Here is a 19,050-nt window from a genome sequence, read left to right as displayed (position 1 = left end):
AGTCCCCGATCCCGCTGGAGGCGGGGGGAGTCCGTGGTGACGTTGGCACGACGGCTCGGGCACTCCTCGCCGGCCGTCACGTTCGGTTACTGCGCTCACTTCATGCCGGAGGCCGGGAGCAAGGGGCGCACGATGATCGACGGACTGCTCGGGGAGCCGGAAGATCAGTGCGCCGGCCGAAACTCCCCAGATTCTCCCCAGGGCTGATCGTGGCCGATTCCCCGGAACGCGGGGGTCTTGGGAAGGTCATGGAATGCAAGGCCAAGGGATCGCGTAGCCTGGGGAAATGCTGACTGAGGTCACCGCTACCCGCTACATCACGCCCCTGCGGTCCGGCGGTTCCGTTCCCGGTGTATTCGAGGCCGACGACCTCGGTACCTACGTCGTGAAGTTCACGGGGTCCGCGCAGGGGCGCAGGGCTCTGGTCGCCGAGGTGATCGTCGGGGAGCTGGCCCGTGCGCTGGGGCTGCGGTTCCCGGAACTGGTGCTGGTGGACTTCGATCCGGCGATCGCCGACAGCGAGCCGCATCAGGAGGTGCGGGAGCTGCATGCCGCCAGCGCCGGGATCAACCTGGGCATGGACTTCCTCCCGGGTGCGCGGGACTTCACGACCGAGGTCGCCGAGGTCTTCCCCGTCGACCCGGTGGAGGCCGGGCGGATCGTCTGGCTCGACGCCCTCACGGTGAACGTGGACCGGACCGTCCACAGTTCCAACCTGATGGTCTGGCCGACGCTCGGCGTCGCACCGCCCCGGCTGTGGCTCATCGACCACGGGGCCGCGCTCGTCTTCCACCACCGCTGGGACACGTCCGACCCGGCGAAGGCGTACGACTTCCGCCACCACGCCCTCGGCGGTTACGGGCCCGACGTCCGCGCCGCCGACGCCGAACTCGCGCCCCGGGTGACCGAGGAACTGCTGCGCTCCATCACGGCCGAGGTGCCCGACGCCTGGCTCGCCGGGGAGCCGGACTTCGCGACGCCCGACGCGGCCCGCGAGGCGTATGTGAGGTATCTGTACGCGCGCGTGCGGACCTCGGCCCAGTGGCTGCCGACCGACTTCCCCGGCGCGGCGGAACTGGCCGCGGAGAATGCCCGCCGGGCGGCGCGGACCCGGCAGGGGCGCCCGGCCTGGCTCAAGAACGTTCCCGATCTGCACGGCAGGCCCGCGGCGGAGCAGGACTGGTCGGTGCACCTGGGGTGACCCGGGGCCGCGGGCCCGTCCCAGCCCCAACCCCCCCCCCCCCAGCCCCAACCCCACCCCCCGGTCCCAGCGCCGCCACGGCGGGGCTGGGACCGGGGGGTGACGGCTGCCGGGTGTCAGCCCTTGAGCTGTTCGTAGGCCGGCAGGGTGAGGAAGTCGGCGTAGTCCTCGTCGAGGGCGACCGTCAGCAGCAGGTCGTGGGCCTGCTGCCAGTGGCCCGCCGCGAAGGCCTCCTCGCCCGACTCGGCGCGGATGTTCGACAGTTCCTCGGCGGCGACCCTGCGGGCGAGCTCCGCGGTGACCGGCTGGCCGTTGTCGAGGACGACGCCCGCGTTGATCCACTGCCAGATCTGGGAGCGGGAGATCTCGGCGGTGGCCGCATCCTCCATCAGGTTGAAGATGGCCACCGCGCCGAGACCGCGCAGCCACGCCTCGATGTAACGGATGCCCACCTGGACCGCGTTGACCAGGCCCGCGTACGTCGGAGTGGCCTCCAGGGAGTCGATCGAGAGCAGGTCGGCGGCGTGGACGTCGACGTCCTCGCGCAGCCGGTCCTTCTGGTGCGGCCTGTCGCCGAGCACCCGGTCGAAGGATTCCATGGCGATCGGGACCAGGTCCGGGTGGGCGACCCAGGAGCCGTCGAAACCGTCGTTCGCCTCACGGTCCTTGTCGGCGCGCACCTTCTCGAACGCGACCTTGTTGACCTCCGGGTCCCGGCGGGACGGGATGAAGGCCGCCATGCCGCCGATCGCGTGCGCGCCCCGCTTGTGGCAGGTGCGCACCAGGAGTTCGGTGTACGCGCGCATGAACGGGGCCGTCATCGTGATCGCGTTGCGGTCCGGCAGGACGAACTTCTCCCCGCCGTCACGGAAGTTCTTGACGATGGAGAACAGGTAGTCCCATCGCCCCGCGTTCAGCCCCGAGGCGTGGTCGCGCAGCTCGTAGAGGATCTCCTCCATCTCGTACGCGGCCGTGATCGTCTCGATGAGGACGGTGGCGCGCACGGTGCCCCGGGGGATGCCCACGTAGTCCTGGGCGAAGACGAACACGTCGTTCCACAGGCGGGCTTCGAGATGGGACTCCGTCTTCGGGAGGTAGAAGTACGGGCCCTTGCCGAGGTCCAGGAGACGCTGGGCGTTGTGGAAGAAGTACAGCCCGAAGTCGACCAGAGCACCGGGTACCTGGGTGCCGTCGGCATCGGTGAGGTGGCGCTCGTTCAGGTGCCAGCCGCGCGGGCGCGTGACGACCGTCGCCAGGTCCCCGTCCGGGCGCAGGGCGTACGACTTGCCGGACACCGGGTCGGTGAAGTCGATGGTCCGGGTGTAGGCGTTGATCAGGTTGAGCTGGCCGAGGACCACGTTCTCCCAGGTGGGCGCGGAGGCGTCCTCGAAGTCCGCGAGCCACACCTTCGCGCCCGAGTTGAGGGCGTTGATGGTCATCTTCCGGTCGGTGGGGCCGGTGATCTCGACCCGGCGGTCGTTCAGGGCCTCCGGGGCCGGGGCCACCCTCCAGGAGTCGTCCGCGCGGACGTCGGCCGTCTCGGGCAGGAAGTCGAGCGTGGAGGTGCGGGCGATCTCGGCCCGGCGCTCCGCGCGGCGGGCGAGGAGTTCGTCGCGCCGGGGCGTGAACCGCCGGTGCAGTTCGGCCAGGAAGGCGAGGGCCGCCTCGGTGAGGACCTCTTCCTGCCGGGGCAGGGGCTCGGCGTCGACGATGGCCAGCGGGTGCGGCGCTGGTGCGGACATCAGCTGTCACTTCCTTCGGCGGGCACGGCACCGGGTGCCGGTCGACCCGGGTGCGGCGGAGAACGCCCGGGGAGGGACGGGTCCGAGGGGCGCTCCGAGTTGTGGATAATAGTTTCCTTATCGTGGAAGTTCAATGGTTTGTTGATGTCGGGAGACCTGGGGTCGGGCAGGTGGCGCTCGCTTGTCCGAGGCGGCTCAGGTCCTCCTTCGTGTCGATGTCGTAGGCCTCGGCCACGTCCCCGCACTCGACGAGGACGATGTCGTCCGCGTGTTCCTTCAGGTAGGCGCGTGCTCCCTGGTCGCCGGTCGCGGCCGCGGCGACGCCGGCCCAGTGCGCGGACCCGAACAGGACGGGGTGGCCGCGTACGCCGGCGTAGGTGGCCGAGACGAGGGGGGCCCGCGCATCCTTCCCCTCTCGCGCGTTCCGCGCCTCCTGCGGGTACCCCGTCTTCCGTGCCGCGTACGCGGCGAGTACCCGGGCGACCGCCTGCGGGCCGATTCCGGGCTGGTCGACCAGCAGGACCAGGGCGGCCCGCGCTTCCGTACCGGCCAGCGAGGCGAGCCCGGCCCGCAGGGACGAGCCCATGCCCTGCTCCCAGTCCGGGTTGTCGACGAGCACGCAGTCCGGCAGCTCGGCACGCGCGCGGACTTCCTCCGCCCGCGCGCCGAGCACCACGTGCACGCGCTCGCAGCCGCCCGCGCGCAACGCCCGTACCGCGTGCTCCACCAGCGGCCGCCCCCGGTGGGTCAGCAGCGCCTTGGGCCGGCCCCCCAGCCGCCGTCCACCGCCCGCCGCGAGCAGCAGTCCCGCCACGTGTCCAGTGGCCCGTCCCGAGTCCGGGTTCGTCCGAGGTGTCGTCATACGTTCTGCATACCTCAATGCCTCGGGGACCGCCGGGTGCCGGAGGAACCCGGCGGGTGGCGCGGGGGTGGCGCGACGGGTGACGTGGCGGACGGCGCGGGAGGGGCGGGCGGGGCGGAAACGGGGCGGAGGCAGGGAGCGTGAAGGGGCGCATCCGGCCTGCGATGTCACGCTGTGGAGCAAGACGATGACGCAGCGGACTGGCGCGGAGGGGGCGGGGTGGCGTTTACTGGCGCGCACCGGCCGACGGGGCGGCGGGGCCGGTGGGAGGCGCACCACCGCGTGCGAGGGGGAGGACTGTGTTGCGGAGCGTAGAGCAGCGGCATGCGACCGGCAGTCGAGAGGACGATCCACGGGTGACGGAGCTGCGCTCCGCCGTGGCCCGGCTGCGTCGCCAACTGGCAGCCCATCCGGCGGAGTTCCCTGACCGGATCATCGCGGAGGACGAACTCGCCGCACTGGACGCCCATGCGGCCGGCGGCAATCCCGAGATTCCCCGGTTACGTCGTTCCCTGCTGCTGATCGCCGGCGCGATCGGCTCGGTGAGCGCGCTGGGCCGGGGGCTGGGCGAAGTGCGGGACGCGGTGGATCTGTTCGGACCGTCACCGAGGGCTTGACGCACGCTTGTTCGTACGCCTCTCGAAAGGGGGGCGTACGCGGGCGCTGCGGTCGCGGTGAGCGAGCGGGGCGAGCGGGGCGAGCGGGGCCGGGTCGGGTCGTCATCGGGACGGACCGGTCACCGGGTTCGGTCGTACCGTCGGTCCGGGGCGGGTTGTCGGCCCTGGGCGGGTCGTCGGTCCGGGTCAGGCCGCCGGGCCGCCGCCCGGGGTGGTGAGTACCTCGGAGAGTTCCGTCGCCACCTGCTGGAGCACCGGCACGATCCGCTCCGTAGCCGCCTCCGTGACCCGCCCCGCGGGACCGGAGATCGAGAGGGCGGCCGGGGTGGGGGCGTCGGGCACGGGGACGGCGAGGCACCGGACGCCGATCTCCTGCTCGTTGTCGTCGATGGCGTAGCCCTGGCGGCGTACCTCGTCGAGCGCGGCCAGGAAACCCTCCGGCGTGGTGATGGTCCTGTCCGTCGCCGCGGGCATTCCGGTGCGGGCGAGCAGGGCCCGTACGTCCCGGGGCGGGAAGCCGGCCAGCAGGGCCTTGCCCACGCCGGTGGAGTGCGGCAGGACACGGCGGCCGACCTCGGTGAACATCCGCATGGAGTGCTTGGACGGCACCTGCGCGACGTAGACGACCTCGTCCCCGTCGAGCAGCGCCATGTTGGCCGTCTCGCCGGTCTCCTCCACCAGGCGGGCCAGATACGGGCGCGCCCAGGTGCCCAGCAGCCGGGAGGAGGACTCGCCGAGCCGGATCAGGCGCGGGCCGAGCGCATACCGGCGGTTGGGCTGCTGGCGTACGTAACCGCACGCGACCAGGGTGCGCATCAGGCGGTGGATCGTCGGCAGGGGCAGCCCGCTGCTCGCCGCCAGTTCGCTGAGGCCGACCTCGCCGCCCGCGTCCGCCATCCGCTCGAGCAGGTCGAAGGCGCGCTCGAGGGACTGCACTCCGCCGCCCGGGGCGGGCCGGACGGAGTCGTTGGTGCTGGCGCTGGACGTCGGCACGGCGCGTTCCTTTCGGACTGGCGGGAAGGAGGAAGCCTACCCGGCAGTCGGGTCGACTGACTGTCTGCGCATTCATTCGTTCCACTTATCAGAATCCTAATTCCACTTTGTGGAAAATTCCAGGCGGCGGCCGCCGGTGCCCGTGCGGTCGGGACACCCCTTGACGGCATCGGAGCGGGAGTGAAGACTCCTTCAACAGAACGTTGAAACCGGGCGGGAGGGCGCGGGTGTCCGACGTCGAACTGGTGCTGCGCTCGACACGCGTCATCACTCCCGAGGGTGCGCGCGCCGCGGCGGTCGCCGTCGCCGACGGCACGATCACGGCCGTCCTGCCGTACGAGGCACCGGTCCCCGGGACGGCGCGCCTGACGGACCTCGGCGACGACGTCCTGCTGCCCGGCCTGGTCGACACCCACGTGCACGTCAACGACCCGGGCCGCAGCGAGTGGGAGGGCTTCTGGACCGCCACCCGCGCGGCGGCGGCCGGCGGCATCACCACGCTCGTCGACATGCCGCTCAACTCCCTCCCGCCGACCACGACGACCGACCGTCTGCGCACCAAGCAGCGGGCCGCCGCCGGCCGGACCCATGTCGACGTCGGCTTCTGGGGCGGTGCCCTGCCCGGCAACGTCGGGGACCTGCGACCGCTGCACGAGGCCGGCGTCTTCGGCTTCAAGGCCTTCCTGTCACCGTCCGGCGTCGACGAGTTCCCGCACCTCGGACAGGACCGGCTCGCCCGGACCCTGGAGGAGATCGCCGCCTTCGACGGGCTGCTGAGCGTGCACGCCGAGGACCCGGACCGCCTCGACGCAGCCCCACAGCACGGCGGCCCCAGGTACGCCGACTTCCTCGCCTCCCGCCCGCGCGACGCCGAGGACACGGCCATCGCCCGGCTCCTCGCGCAGGCGAAACGCCTCGGCGCGCGCGTGCACATCCTGCACCTGTCCTCCAGCGACGCGCTGCCGCTGATCGCCGGGGCCAGGTCCGACGGAGTACGCGTCACCGTCGAGACCTGCCCCCACTACCTGACCCTCACCGCCGAGGAAGTCCCGGACGGCGCCAGCGAGTTCAAGTGCTGTCCGCCCATCCGCGAAGCCGCCAACCAGGGCCCGCTCTGGCAGGCGCTGGCGGACGGCGTCATCGACTGCGTGGTCACCGACCACTCCCCGTCCACCGCCGACCTCAAGACGGCCGACTTCGCCACTGCCTGGGGCGGCATCTCCGGCCTCCAGCTCAGCCTGCCCGCCGTCTGGACCGAGGCCCGCGAACGCGGACACGGTTTGGAGGACGTCGTGCGCTGGATGTCGGCGCGGACGGCGGAACTCGTCGGCCTCGACGACCGCAAGGGCGCCATCGCGCCCGGCCGGGACGCCGACTTCGCCGTCCTGGCCCCCGACGACACCTTCACCGTCGATCCGGCGGGGCTCCAGCACCGCAACCGCGTGACGGCGTACGCGGGCAGAACCCTGTACGGCGTCGTGAAGTCCACCTGGCTGCGAGGCCGGCGCATCATGGCCGACGGCGAGTTCACCGCACCACGGGGCCGGCTGCTGACCCGCGTCCCCTGACGGGGCGGGGGAGGAAGGACAGCAGGCGCCCGACGCCCGCCGACCGTCGGCCAGGAACGCGCCCGCCGCCCACCGCCCACTCCCATCGCCCACAGCCCACTCCCACCGCCCAGCGAAAGGCAGGACCGGACCACCGTGACCGCGCAGCACGCACACCCGGCGTCCCGCTTCACCGGCGCCGCACGTCCCTACGGCGGCGGCGACCCGTACGCGGACTACCGCACCGCCGACTTCCCCTTCACCCGGCTCACCGACCTCGCCGACCGCCGGCTCGGCGCCGGTGTCGTCGCCGCCGCCGACGAGTTCTTCGCCGAGCGCGAGAACCTGCTGCTGCCCGGTCGTGCCGTGTTCGACCCCGAGCACTTCGGCCACAAGGGCAAGGTCATGGACGGCTGGGAGACCCGGCGCCGCCGCGGTTCCTCCGCCGGGCACCCCTGGCCGGCGGCGGAGGACCACGACTGGGCACTGATCCGCCTCGGCGCGCCCGGAGTCGTCCACGGCATCGTCGTCGACACCGCCCACTTCCGCGGCAACCACCCCCGGGCCGTGTCGGTCGAGGGTGCCTCGGTGCCCGGCTCCCCGGGACCGGAGCAACTGCTGTCGGGCGAGGTGGCGTGGACGACGCTGCTCCCGCGCACCCCGGTGGGCGGCCACGCGGCCAACGGCTTCGCCGTACCGGCCGGCCGGCGCTTCACCCACCTGCGCCTGTCCCAGTACCCCGACGGAGGCATCGCGCGCCTGCGCGTGTACGGCGAGGTCGTCCCGGACCCGGTGTGGCTGGAGGCCCTGGGCACCTTCGACGTCGTCGCCCTGGAGAACGGCGGCCGGGTCGAGGACGCGTCCGACCGCTTCTACTCACCGCCCGCGAACACCATCCGGCCCGGTCGCTCCCACCGGATGGACGACGGCTGGGAGACCCGGCGCCGCCGTGACCAGGGGCACGACTGGATCCGCTACCGGCTCGCGGGCCAGGCGGAGATCCGTGCCCTCGAGATCGACACGGCCTGCCTGAAGGGCAACAGCGCCGGCTGGGCCTCGGTGTCGGTACGGGACGGCGAGGACGGCGTGGCCGACGCGCAAGGCGGGGACGGTGGAGGCGGCGGGGAAGGCGGCTGGCGGGAGGTCCTGCCCCGGACCCGTCTCCAGCCCGACACCAACCACCGTTTCGTCCTCCCCGTCCCGACGACCGGCACGCACGCGCGCGTGGACATCTTCCCGGACGGCGGCATCTCCCGGCTGCGCCTGTTCGGTTCACTGACCGAGCAGGGCTCGGCCACCCTGGCCGCACGCCGCCGGGAACCGGGCGGCTGACCCACCGGACCATCGGCTGCTGTCGCCGCAGGCGGTCCGGGGGGTCACATCGGTCGGGCCGCTTACGCCGGTCAGGCCGCGTGGCCGCCGTCCACCGCGAACTCCGCGCCGGTGACGTACGCGGCGCCGGCCAGATGGGCGATCGTGGCGGCCACCTCGTCGGCCGTGCCGAAGCGGCCGACGGCGGTCATCGCCGCCTGAGCCGGAGCATGGGGGCCGTCCGCCGGGTTCATATCGGTGTCGATCGGCCCCGGATGGACGATGTTCGCCGTGATGCCGAGCCCGCCCAACTCCCGCGCGAGTGCCTTCGTCAGCCCGACCAGGGCCGCCTTGCTCATCGCGTAGAGCGTGCCGCCGGGGCCCGGGACACGCTGGGTCATGCAGGTGCCGAGCGTGATGATCCGCCCTCCCGCCGTCATGTGCGAGGCGGCCGCGCGGGAGGCCAGGAAGACGCCGCGTACGTTCACGGCGAGGACCCGGTCGACATCGGCGACGGTCAGGGTGTCCAGTGGGCCGAGTACGCCGAGGCCCGCGTTGTTCACCAGTACGTCGAGCCGGCCCAGCGCCCGCACGGTGCCCGTCACCGCCCCGCCGGCCTCGTCCGCGTCGGCGGCGTCCGCGCGCAGGGCCACCGCCCGGCGCCCCAGCGCCTGGACGGCCCGGACGACGTCCTCGGCGGCCTCCTTGCCGTCGACGTAGGTGACGGCCACGTCCGCGCCCTCGCGGGCCAGACGCAGGGCCGTCGCGGCACCGATCCCCCGGCTGCCGCCGGTGACCAGAGCCACCTTGCCGAGGAGGGTGCCTTCGGGGTGGGGAAGCGTGCTGTCAAAGGTGTGAGCCGTGTTGTCGGCGAGATGAGAAGTCATGCCTCCATTCCAGCGGCCGGCAGGGGAAGGCACCGGCGGCGAACGGACGTCGAGGTCACCGGCTCCATGCCGTTCGACCGGCCCCGCTCCGCGGTGGAGTGGAGGCGCGGCCACCCTCGAGATCGACGTACGCGCGGAGCTCCACCAGCAGAACGGCTTCCTGCACGGCGGCGTCCTCTCCTGCGCCGCCGACAACGCCCTCACCTTCGCGGGCGGCACCGTGCTCGGCCCGTACGTCCTCACCGGCGGCTTCTCCATCCAGTACCTCCGTCCGGCCACCGGGCGCACCCTGCGCGCCCGCGCCGAGGTCGTGCACGCCGGACGCCGCCAGGCCGTCGTCCGCTGCGACCTGCACACCCTCGACGACGACGGCGCCGCGACCCTGTGCGCGGTCGCCCAGGGCACGGTCCTGCCGGTCTCCGTGCCCTGAGCACCTGACGCCTGTCGCCCGCCGCCTGTCGCCCGAGCTCCCCACCGCCCGGAGGCCGTCGCTCATCCGTAGGCCGCCACCGCCCCGCCCGCGATCTCCCTCAGCCGCACCGGTCTGCGCTCCCGCCGGGACAGCTCGCACGCCTCCGCGACGCGCAGCGCCTGGAGGGCCTCGCGCCCGTCGCAGGGATTGGCCCGATCGCCCCGCACCACCTCGACGAACCCGTTCAGTTCCGCCTGGTACGCGGGCCCGAAGCGTTCCAGGAAGCCCATCCACGGCTTGTCCGCGGCCGGGGGCCCGGTCGGCTCGGTGGACGCGATCGGCGTACGGTCGTCCAGGCCGACCACGATCTGGTCCCGCTCCCCGGCGAGCTCCATCCGCACGTCGTAGCCCGCGCCGTTCATCCGGGTCGCGGTGAGGACGGCGAGGGTGCCGCCCTCGAGGGTGAGGAGCGCCGCGCCGGTGTCCACGTCGTCCGCCTCGCGGAACATCGCCGGCCCCGCGTCGGACCCGGCGGCATAGACGTCCACGATCTCCCGGCCGGTCACCCAGCGCACGATGTCGAAGTCATGGATCAGCGTGTCCCGGTACAGCCCGCCGGACTGCGGCAGATACCCGGCCGGCGGGGGCTCCGGGTCGCTGCTCATGGCCCGGACGGTGTGCAGCCGGCCGAGCCGGCCCGAACGCACCGCCTCCCGCGCGCCGGTGTAGCCGGGGTCGAACCGGCGCTGGAAGCCCATCTGCAGGACCGTTCCGGCCGCCTCGACCTCCGAGACCGCCTGTAACGTGCCCGCGAGGTCGAGGGCGATGGGCTTCTCGCAGAACACCGGCAGCCCCGAACGGGCCGCCCGGCCGATGAGTTCGGCGTGGGCGGACGTGGCCGTGGTGATCACCAGGGCGTCCACCCCCCAGGTGTAGATCTCGTCCACCCCGGGCGCCGCCGTCTCACCGAGCCGGTGTGCGAGAGCCTGGGCCCTGGCAGGGTCGGCATCCGTGAGGATCAAGGATCCGACGTCGCGATGCCTGCTGAGTGTGTGGGCGTGAATGGTGCCGATACGGCCCGTACCGATGACCCCGATGCGCATGGGAACAAACTGCGGCCCGCGCCCCTCCCTGTCAATCCGTATGTCCGGACAACCGAACTACGCCACTTCCCGTCCACCCCGCACAGGGCTACGCTCGGGCCGTGCCCAAACCAGGAGTGGACCCGACCGTGCAGCTGGAGCTGAGCGTGGACCGCGGCTCCCCCGTACCGCTGTACTTCCAGCTGTCCCAGCAGTTGGAAGCCGCCATCGAGCACGGCAGGCTGACCCCCGGGAGCCTGCTGGGCAACGAGATCGAGCTGGCCGGGCGCCTCGGCCTGTCCCGGCCGACCGTCCGTCAGGCCATCCAGTCCCTCGTCGACAAGGGCCTGCTCGTGCGGCGGCGCGGAGTCGGCACCCAGGTGGTGCACAGCCAGGTCAAGCGGCCTCTGGAACTCAGCAGTCTCTACGACGATCTGGAGTCCGCCGGGCATCGCCCCGCCACGAAAGTCCTGGTCAACACGGTCGTTCCCGCCTCTCCCGAGGTTGCCGCCGCCCTCGGGGTGGCCGAGGCGGGCGAGGTGCACCGCATCGAGCGGCTGCGGCTCGCGCACGGGGAGCCGATGGCGTACATGACCAACTACCTGCCCCTCGGGCTGCTCGACCTGGACACCCGCCAGCTGGAGGCCACCGGTCTGTACCGGCTGATGCGGGCGGCCGGGATCACCCTGCACAGCGCCCGCCAGACCATCGGAGCCCGCGCCGCCGGGGCCGCCGAGGCCGAGCGGCTCGGCGAGGAGCGGGGCGCCCCGCTGCTCACCATGCAGCGCGTGACCTTCGACGACACCGGCCGCACCGTGGAGTTCGGCACCCACACCTACCGGCCCGACCGCTACTCGTTCGAGTTCCAGCTGCTCGTACGGTCGTGACGCCCCCGGGTTACGGAGGTCCCGGGCTTCGGGGTCCCCGAGCTCTGGGACCCCGTGGCCCCGTGGCCCGGGGACCCGAGGTTCTCGGCCCCCCCCGGCCTCTCTTTCCCGGTTCTGAAGTCCCGGTGAACTCCAGGCGACTTGAGGGACTTGAGATGATCTTCATCGCATTGTCCGGACAATGTGACCAGGCTGTGGAGCGGGGCGTCGAAAAGTGAAGGATATCCCCTCGGGTGGTGCCGCCGGAGCGCACCGGGGGAGCCGTCGGGAAGCCGTTCGAGAGGGATCGGGACCCCGCCGGGAAGCGGCCGAAAGCGCCCCGGAGACGGCGCGTGTCACGTGATCCCTTTGCTCCCGGGTACGCCACCCTGGGTCACCGTGAGGCAGAATCGGCGACGATGAGCACCTACCGCGACCTCACACTCCCCAGGGCATTGAGTTCCGCCCGGGCGGGCGCCGCCCCCATCGGCTCCCGCCGTGCTCCCGTGCTCCGCACGGTCGGTACCCGGGAACGCCGCTCGCACCTGACGGCACCGCGCGTGCCGACCGTCGGCATCGACATCGGCGGCACGAAAGTGATGGCGGGCGTCGTCGACGCCGACGGCAACATCCTGGAGCGGCTCCGCACGGAGACCCCGGACAAGTCCAAGAGCCCGAAAGTCGTCGAGGACACCATCGTCGAACTGGTGCTTGACCTGTCCGACCGGCACGATGTGCACGCGGTCGGCATCGGCGCGGCCGGCTGGGTCGACGCCGACCGCAACCGCGTGCTGTTCGCCCCGCACCTGTCGTGGCGCAACGAGCCGCTGCGCGACCGCCTCGCCGGCCGTCTCGCCGTTCCCGTCCTGGTCGACAACGACGCCAACTCCGCCGCCTGGGCCGAATGGCGCTTCGGCGCCGGACGCGGCGAGGACCACCTCGTCATGATCACGCTGGGCACCGGCATCGGCGGCGCGATCCTCGAGGACGGCCAGGTCAAGCGCGGCAAGTACGGCGTCGCCGGCGAGTTCGGCCACATGCAGGTCGTCCCCGGTGGCCACCGCTGCCCCTGCGGCAACCGCGGCTGCTGGGAGCAGTACAGCTCCGGCAACGCACTGGTACGCGAGGCGCGCGAACTGGCCGCCGCCGACTCGCCGGTCGCCTACGGGATCATCGAACACGTCAAAGGGAACATCGCCGAGATCAGCGGCCCGATGATCACCGAGCTGGCCCGTGAGGGCGATGCCATGTGCATCGAGCTGCTCCAGGACATCGGCCAGTGGCTCGGCGTCGGTATCGCCAACCTCGCCGCCGCCCTCGACCCCTCCTGCTTCGTCATCGGCGGCGGGGTCTCGGCCGCCGACGACCTGCTGATCGGCCCCGCGCGGGACGCGTTCAAACGGCACCTCACCGGCCGCGGCTACCGCCCCGAGGCCCACATCGTCCGCGCCCAGCTCGGCCCCGAGGCCGGCATGGTCGGCGCCGCCGACCTCGCCCGCCTGGTCGCCCGCCGCTTCCGCCGTGCCAAGCGCCGCCGGGTCGAGCGCTACGAGCGCTACGAGCGGTATGCGGAGGCCGGCCGAGCCACCCAGGAGACGCCGTGACGGGCGAGGGTCCCCATCGGGCCGGCCGTCCCGGCGGGCCCCGGCCGCCCGAGGGCCGCGGGCACATGATCCGCCGCAGGGCGCTCACCCTGCTGATCATCGTGCTGCTCATCGGTGTCCCGGCCGGGTATCTGATGATCTCCGCGAACCAGAGCCGGGCCAGCGGCAAGGACAAGGAGGCCAGGTACTCGGCGAACAGCCTGACCCAGGGCTGGCCGTCGAAGGTGCAGCGCCGCCTCTACCATGTGCCGATCCCGCACCCCGCCTGGTGGGTGGCCACCTACGAGACGAACAACTGGAAGACCAGCCGCCTGTACGTCGAGTTCGAGACCACCGACGCCGGCCTGAGCGCCTTTCTCACCAGCATGGGCGTGCAGCAGGACGACCTGAAGCGGGACAGCCTCACCATCAGCGACCGCGACCGGGAAGTCACCGGCTGGAAGTTCGACCGCCCCGGCATCTGGTCCGGTCTCGTCAACGGACAGAAGAAGCCCGCGCCCACGCACGATGTCGTCGTCAACGAGGGCAAGCCGGGCTTCCCCAGGGTGTACGTCGTCTCCCGGACGGTGCCCTGATCCGTACCGCCGCTCCCGGCCCGTGACCGGATGCGCCCGGTCCGCACAGGTCCGGCCGCGGAACCGGTTGTCAGTGCCCGCCCGTAGAGTCGAAGGCGAAACAATCCGACGACACGGGTGGGCGTGCGCGGGGACGGGCGGGAGGTGACAGGGCGCATGAGCGAGGGGACCATGACAGCCGAACGGCACACGGCCGGGGCGGGCACGGGGGAGGCCGGCCCGGCGGACGCGGCGATCGCGGCCGCCGCCGCGGAGATCCCCGTCGGTCTCGCCGCCGTCTTCCTGCCGGCGGCCCTGCCGCGCGACGGACGCATCGCCTTCTACGACCCCGGGAGCGGCCCCGCCGAAGCCGTCCCGGAGTACGCCCCGCGTACACGGCTCACCGTCATCCGCCCGCACGGAGACGGAGTCCGGCGGCGGACGGTCACCGCGCTCTCCCTCCCCCTCGACGAGGCCCTGCCCCTGCTGGTCCGCGCCCGGCACGACCCAGCGGCGCACCCCGCCACCGCCTGCTGGGGCGCCGCCGCCCTGCACGCCCTGCGGCTCACGGCGCGCGGCCGGCTGCTGCCCGGCCTGACGGCCACCGGCCACGATGCCTGGCGGGCTGGACCTCTCGACCCGGACGACGTGGCACACCTGCGCGCGGTGGCCGCGGCCCTGCCCTTCGAGGGCCACGCCGCCCCGTTGCCCGGCCCCGGCCCGCTCCGGCTGCCGCAGCCGGAAGCCCTGGTCCGCGCCTTCCTGGACGCGGTCGCGGACACGCTGCCCCGCACCCCGGCCGCGCCGTACGCCTCGGGGCTGCCGTTCGCCGCCCGCAAGGCCCAGCGGCTGCCCGGTGCCCAGGACTGGGCCGCCGAGGTCGCCGCCGGCATGGACGCCGGTGTGCGCGTCTCGCTCCGCCTCGACCTCTCCGCGTACGACCTGTTCGACGGCGCCGACGAGAGTGCGGGAGGCACCGGCGCGCGCGGTGCGGGCGCGGCGGTCGTCCAGGTGCACAGCCTCGCCGACCCCACCCTCGTCGCCGACGCGGCAGCCCTGTGGGCGGGGACGGCGGACAGCGCGTTCGGCCCCCGCGCGCGCGTGGACGCCGCCCTCGCCGTCCGCCGGGCCGCCCGCGTCTGGCCCCCGCTGGACCGGCTCTCCGACCAGGACGTACCCGACGTACTGGCACTGTCCGAGGACGAGCTGAACGACCTGCTCGGTGTCGCCGCCACCCGCCTCGCCGCGGCCGGTGTCGCCGTGCACTGGCCCCGGGACCTGGCCCAGGACCTCACCGCGACGGCGGTGGTCCGGCCGGCTCCCGGATCGGCGACCGACGGGAGCGGCTTCTTCGAGAGCGAGGATCTGCTGCGCTTCGGCTGGCAGCTCGCGCTCGGCGGCGACCCGCTCACCGAGGCCGAGATGGACGCCCTGGCCGAGGCCCACCGCCCCGTCGTCCGGCTGCGCGACCAGTGGGTGCTGGTCGACCCGGCCCTCGTCCGCAAGGCCCGCAAACGGGAGCTGGGCCTGCTCGATCCCGTCGACGCGCTGTCCGTCGCCCTCACCGGCACCGCGGAGGCCGACGGCGAGACCGTCGAGGCGGTCCCCGTCGGCGCCCTCGCCGTCCTCCGGGACCGCCTCACCACGGGCGTCCGGCCCGCCGACCCACCCCCCGGACTCGACGCCACCCTGCGCGACTACCAACTGCGGGGCCTGGCCTGGCTCGACCTCATGACCTCCCTCGGCCTCGGCGGCTGCCTCGCCGACGACATGGGCCTCGGCAAGACGATCACCCTCATCGCGCTGCATCTGAAACGGGACCGCACCGAGCCGACCCTGGTCGTCTGCCCCGCCTCCCTGCTCGGCAACTGGCAGCGGGAGATCACGCGGTTCGCCCCCGGCGTACCCGTGCGCCGCTTCCACGGCCCGGACCGGACCCTGGACGACCTGACCGGCGGCTTCGTCCTCACCACCTACGGCACCATGCGCTCGGCCGCCCCGACACTGGCCGCACAGCGCTGGGGCATGGTCGTCGCCGACGAGGCACAGCACGTCAAGAACCCGCACTCGGCCACGGCGAAGGCGCTGCGCACCATCCCGACCCCCGCGCGCGTGGCCCTCACCGGCACCCCCGTCGAGAACAACCTCTCCGAGCTGTGGGCCCTCCTCGACTGGACGACCCCCGGACTCCTCGGCCCCCTCACGTCCTTCCGCGCCCGGCACGCCCGCGCGGTGGAGGCCGGCGAGGACGACGAGGCCGTCGAGCGGCTCTCCCGCCTGGTGCGGCCCTTTCTCCTGCGGCGCAAGAAGTCCGACCCGGGCATCGTCCCCGAGCTGCCGCCCAAGACCGAGACGGACCACCCCGTCCCGCTCACCCGCGAACAGGCCGCGCTCTACGAGGCGGTGGTGCGCGAGTCGATGCTCGCCATCGAGACCGCCCAGGGCATGGGCCGCCGGGGCCTGGTGCTGAAGCTCCTGACCGCGCTGAAACAGATCTGCAACCACCCGGCGCTCTACCTCAAGGACGCGCACGCACGGGCCGGCGGCGACCGCCTCGCGGCCCGCTCCGGCAAACTCGCCTTGCTGGACGAACTGCTGGACACCCTCCTCGCCGAGGACGGATCGGCCCTGGTCTTCACGCAGTACGTCGGCATGGCCCGGCTGATCACCGCACATCTGACCGAGCGCGCGGTGCCGGTCGACCTCCTCCACGGCGGTACGCCGGTACCGGAGCGGGAGCGCATGGTGGACCGCTTCCAGAGCGGCGCGACCCCCGTGCTGGTCCTGTCCCTGAAAGCGGCGGGCACCGGCCTGAACCTCACCCGCGCGGGCCATGTCGTCCACTTCGACCGCTGGTGGAACCCGGCGGTCGAGGATCAGGCCACCGACCGCGCCTACCGCATCGGCCAGACCCAGCCGGTCCAGGTCCACCGCCTGATCACCGAGGGCACGATCGAGGACCGCATCGCCGAGATGCTCGAGGCCAAGCGGGCCCTCGCCGACGCGATCCTCGGCTCCGGCGAGTCGGCCCTCACGGAACTGACCGACCGCGAGCTGTCCGACCTGGTCTCCCTGCGGAGGACGTCATGACCCCCCGCCCCTCCGACGAGGCCCGGGAGGCCCTGCGGGCCGCCCGCAGGCGCGCGAGCGCCGATCCGGTGCCGGACGCGGGGGAGGACGGGAAACCCGCGGGCGCCCAGGAGCAACGCCCCGGTGACGTGGCCCGTACCGCCCTGCGCAGGGCGGTACGGGCCCGGCGCACGACGGACACGGGGAGCCCCGGGACGGCGGACGGGGACGGGGACGAGTGCAGGGCCGGGGATGCGAAGGGCGATTCGGGCCCGGAGGCCGAGGGGGAGACGGCGACGGGTCACGAGAACCCGGCGACCGCATCGGCGGCCGGTGACGCCGGTACCGACACCGGCGTACAGGCGGAGCGGCGCGCAGGGGAGGCGGACGGCGCCGCCCCGCCGTCCGCTGCCGACGGCATCGGGAGCCGCCCGGACCACCCGGAGCCTCGGCCCGCCCGGCGCCCCGGAGACATCGCGCGGGAAGCCCTGCGCTCGGCCCGTCAGGAAGCGCTGCGCGCGCGGCCGGAGACCGACGCCGGGTCCTCCGACGCCGGGTCCTCCGACGCCGGGGCAACCGGCGACCGGAGGAGCGACGACCGGGACACCACCACCGGCCCGCGCACCAGCCGTGTCCCGTCGGGCACCGCCCCCCGAGTTCCTCGCCTCCCCCGCACCACCCGAGGCGACCGGGCCGCTGGTGTCCGGTCGGGCGAGGCACAGGCCGAAGAGACGGGAACACCCGTGGTACGGAGCCTGCTCACCGGCGCCGTCCCCTCGCTCCCGCCCCCGCCCCTGCCCTCGCCCGCGCCCTCCGACGCGGCCGAACCACCCCCGAAGCCCGACGGCCGCCCCCACAGGCCGCCGACCGCCCACGAACCCCAGACACCCCCGCCACCCCAGACACCCCCGCCACCCCCGACATCTCAGGAACCCTCGACCCCCGAGGGACTCCCCGCCGTCCCCCGAGCGACCCACTCCATGGCCGCCCCCACCCGGGACGGCGAACTGCGCCGTACTTTCCCCGCGTTCCCTCCCCGCACTGCGGACGGCACGGGGTTCGCCGACACCTGGTGGGGCGACGCGTGGGTCACGGCGCTGGAGGAGGGTGCGCTGGACGCCGCGCGGCTCGCGCGCGGACGCCGGTACGCGGAGCGGGGGCACGTCGACGCCATCACCGTCACCCCCGGGCTCGTCCTCGCCTACGTCCAGGGCAGCCGTCCCCGCCCGTACCGCGTGCAGGTACGGCTGCGCACCTTCGCGGACACCGAGTGGGAGCGGTTCCTGGACGCGGCCGCCGACCGGCCCGGCCACATCGCGGCCCTGCTGGACAAGGAGATGCCCCAGTCCCTCGCCGACTGCGGAGCCCCGCTGCTGCCCCACCCCGGCGACCTCGCCCCGCAGTGCAGCTGCCCCGATTCAGGCCATCCCTGCAAGCACGCCGCCGCCCTCTGCTACCAGACCGCCCGGCTGCTCGACGCCGACCCGTTCGTGCTGCTCCTGCTGCGCGGGCGGGGCGAGCGCGACGTGATCGACGCCCTGTCCCGGCTCAGTGCCGCCCGCACGGCCCGTGTCGCCCGGGACAGGGAGCCGGAGCCGCTCCCCGGAGTGCGGGCCGGTGAGGCCGTCGCGCCGCGGGCTCTCCCGCCGCTTCCACCGCCGCTGCCCCCACCCCCGCACCCGGAGCAGCCCCCGGCGTACCCGGCGGCCCCGGGCGGCCCGGATCCGTTCGCGCTCGACCAGCTCGCCACCGACGCCGCCGCCCGCGCGCACGCCCTGCTCACCACCGGCCGTGACCCCGTCGCCCGGTTCACGCTGTGGCAGGACGCCGTGCGGCTCGCCGCCGCCCGCCCCGGCTCCGGACTCACCGCCGGCACCCGTGCGCTGTACTCCTCCCTCGCCCGCGCGGCCGGGAGCACCCCCGCCGAGCTGGCCCGCGCGGTCGCCGCCTGGCGCCAGGGCGGCCCGGCCGGACTCGAGGTCCTGGAGGAACCCTGGGACCCGCCGGCCGGCCGTTTCGACCGTGCCCGCCCCCTCCTCCTCGCCGCGGACCTGCCCGCCTTCCGCCCCTGGCACAACCGCCTCACCCACCCCCGGGGACACCTCCAGCTCCGCCTCGGCCGCGACCACCTCTGGTACGCGTACGAGTCCGAGCCCGGCCACGACGACTGGTGGCCCCGCGGCACCCCCGACCCGGACCCCGTCGGGGCCCTCATCGGCCTGGACGCTCCGAGCGCTCTGTGATGCGCCAGGTGTCCGGGGCGGGTCCGTAGGCGGCCGAAGGCCGCCTACGCCGATCACCAC

Annotated in this window: 15 protein-coding genes; 10 read left to right on the top strand and 5 right to left on the bottom strand. The window is 73.6% G+C overall.

The features are described from left to right. Positions 1 to 286 precede the first annotated feature (286 nt). Positions 287 to 1,201, top strand: coding sequence for a HipA family kinase (locus ACFYQA_RS13025; protein WP_388915765.1), 915 nt, complete (start codon positions 287 to 289; stop codon positions 1,199 to 1,201). Between the two features lie 116 nt (positions 1,202 to 1,317). On the opposite strand, the gene aceB is transcribed toward ACFYQA_RS13025, so the two are convergent. After that, positions 1,318 to 2,943 carry a malate synthase A gene (aceB, locus tag ACFYQA_RS13020; RefSeq protein ID WP_388915762.1) on the bottom strand — a complete coding sequence of 542 codons (1,626 nt, stop codon included), beginning with the start codon at positions 2,941 to 2,943 and terminating at the stop codon, positions 1,318 to 1,320. A gap of 130 nt (positions 2,944 to 3,073) precedes the next feature. Then, a complete protein-coding gene (locus ACFYQA_RS13015) occupies positions 3,074 to 3,805 on the bottom strand; it encodes an NTP transferase domain-containing protein (RefSeq protein WP_388915759.1) in 732 nt (243 codons plus the stop codon). 299 nt (positions 3,806 to 4,104) lie between these two features. Here ACFYQA_RS13015 and ACFYQA_RS13010 point away from each other — a divergent pair, with 299 nt between their 5' ends. Continuing rightward, positions 4,105 to 4,422, top strand: a complete 318-nt coding sequence (locus ACFYQA_RS13010; protein WP_386397177.1) for a DUF5955 family protein — start codon at positions 4,105 to 4,107, stop codon at positions 4,420 to 4,422. Between the two features lie 186 nt (positions 4,423 to 4,608). Here ACFYQA_RS13010 and ACFYQA_RS13005 read toward each other — a convergent pair whose 3' ends face one another. Continuing rightward, positions 4,609 to 5,415 (bottom strand): IclR family transcriptional regulator, encoded by an 807-nt coding sequence (locus ACFYQA_RS13005; protein WP_388915756.1) that lies wholly within the window; start codon positions 5,413 to 5,415, stop codon positions 4,609 to 4,611. A gap of 227 nt (positions 5,416 to 5,642) precedes the next feature. On the opposite strand from ACFYQA_RS13005, the gene allB reads away from it, so the two are divergent. Then, positions 5,643 to 6,983 (top strand): allantoinase AllB, encoded by a 1,341-nt coding sequence (allB, locus tag ACFYQA_RS13000; protein WP_388915753.1) that lies wholly within the window; start codon positions 5,643 to 5,645, stop codon positions 6,981 to 6,983. 135 nt (positions 6,984 to 7,118) lie between these two features. After that, the gene (gene alc / locus ACFYQA_RS12995; protein WP_388915750.1) at positions 7,119 to 8,294 is read left to right on the top strand and encodes an allantoicase; all 1,176 of its coding nucleotides are present in this window, start codon (positions 7,119 to 7,121) and stop codon (positions 8,292 to 8,294) included. Positions 8,295 to 8,365: 71 nt separating this feature from the next. Here alc and ACFYQA_RS12990 read toward each other — a convergent pair whose 3' ends face one another. Further along, on the bottom strand, positions 8,366 to 9,160 hold the full coding sequence (locus tag ACFYQA_RS12990) for an SDR family oxidoreductase (protein ID WP_388915747.1): 795 nt from the start codon (positions 9,158 to 9,160) through the stop codon (positions 8,366 to 8,368). On the opposite strand from ACFYQA_RS12990, the gene ACFYQA_RS12985 reads away from it, so the two are divergent. Next, entirely contained in the window at positions 9,159 to 9,590 is a 432-nt protein-coding gene (locus ACFYQA_RS12985) for a PaaI family thioesterase (RefSeq protein ID WP_388915745.1), read from the top strand. The two genes, ACFYQA_RS12990 and ACFYQA_RS12985, sit on opposite strands and share 2 nt — an antisense overlap. A gap of 62 nt (positions 9,591 to 9,652) precedes the next feature. Here the strand turns inward: ACFYQA_RS12985 and ACFYQA_RS12980 are convergent, their stop codons facing one another. Then, positions 9,653 to 10,675, bottom strand: coding sequence for a Gfo/Idh/MocA family oxidoreductase (locus ACFYQA_RS12980; protein WP_388915742.1), 1,023 nt, complete (start codon positions 10,673 to 10,675; stop codon positions 9,653 to 9,655). 128 nt (positions 10,676 to 10,803) lie between these two features. Here ACFYQA_RS12980 and ACFYQA_RS12975 point away from each other — a divergent pair, with 128 nt between their 5' ends. The 5 genes from ACFYQA_RS12975 (at position 10,804) to ACFYQA_RS12955 (ending at position 18,990) form a co-directional block, all read left to right on the top strand. Then, entirely contained in the window at positions 10,804 to 11,541 is a 738-nt protein-coding gene (locus tag ACFYQA_RS12975; RefSeq protein WP_388916131.1) for a GntR family transcriptional regulator, read from the top strand. A 398-nt stretch (positions 11,542 to 11,939) separates the two neighbouring features. After that, positions 11,940 to 13,124, top strand: a complete 1,185-nt coding sequence (locus ACFYQA_RS12970; RefSeq protein ID WP_388915739.1) for an ROK family glucokinase — start codon at positions 11,940 to 11,942, stop codon at positions 13,122 to 13,124. Next, entirely contained in the window at positions 13,121 to 13,699 is a 579-nt protein-coding gene (locus ACFYQA_RS12965) for a sugar kinase (protein ID WP_388915736.1), read from the top strand. Before ACFYQA_RS12970 ends, ACFYQA_RS12965 begins: the two co-directional genes overlap by 4 nt. Positions 13,700 to 13,855: 156 nt before the next feature. Next, complete coding sequence (locus ACFYQA_RS12960; RefSeq protein WP_388915733.1) at positions 13,856 to 16,768, top strand: SNF2-related protein; 2,913 nt, start codon at positions 13,856 to 13,858, stop codon at positions 16,766 to 16,768. Continuing rightward, complete coding sequence (locus ACFYQA_RS12955; protein WP_388915730.1) at positions 16,765 to 18,990, top strand: SWIM zinc finger family protein; 2,226 nt, start codon at positions 16,765 to 16,767, stop codon at positions 18,988 to 18,990. Before ACFYQA_RS12960 ends, ACFYQA_RS12955 begins: the two co-directional genes overlap by 4 nt. The last annotated feature ends 60 nt before the right edge of the window (positions 18,991 to 19,050 follow it).

Origin of the sequence: Streptomyces sp. NPDC005774, from assembly GCF_042871645.1 — a bacterium.
GTDB classification, from domain to species: domain Bacteria; phylum Actinomycetota; class Actinomycetes; order Streptomycetales; family Streptomycetaceae; genus Streptomyces; species Streptomyces pratens.
This window is presented reverse-complemented; position numbering and strand designations above follow the sequence as displayed.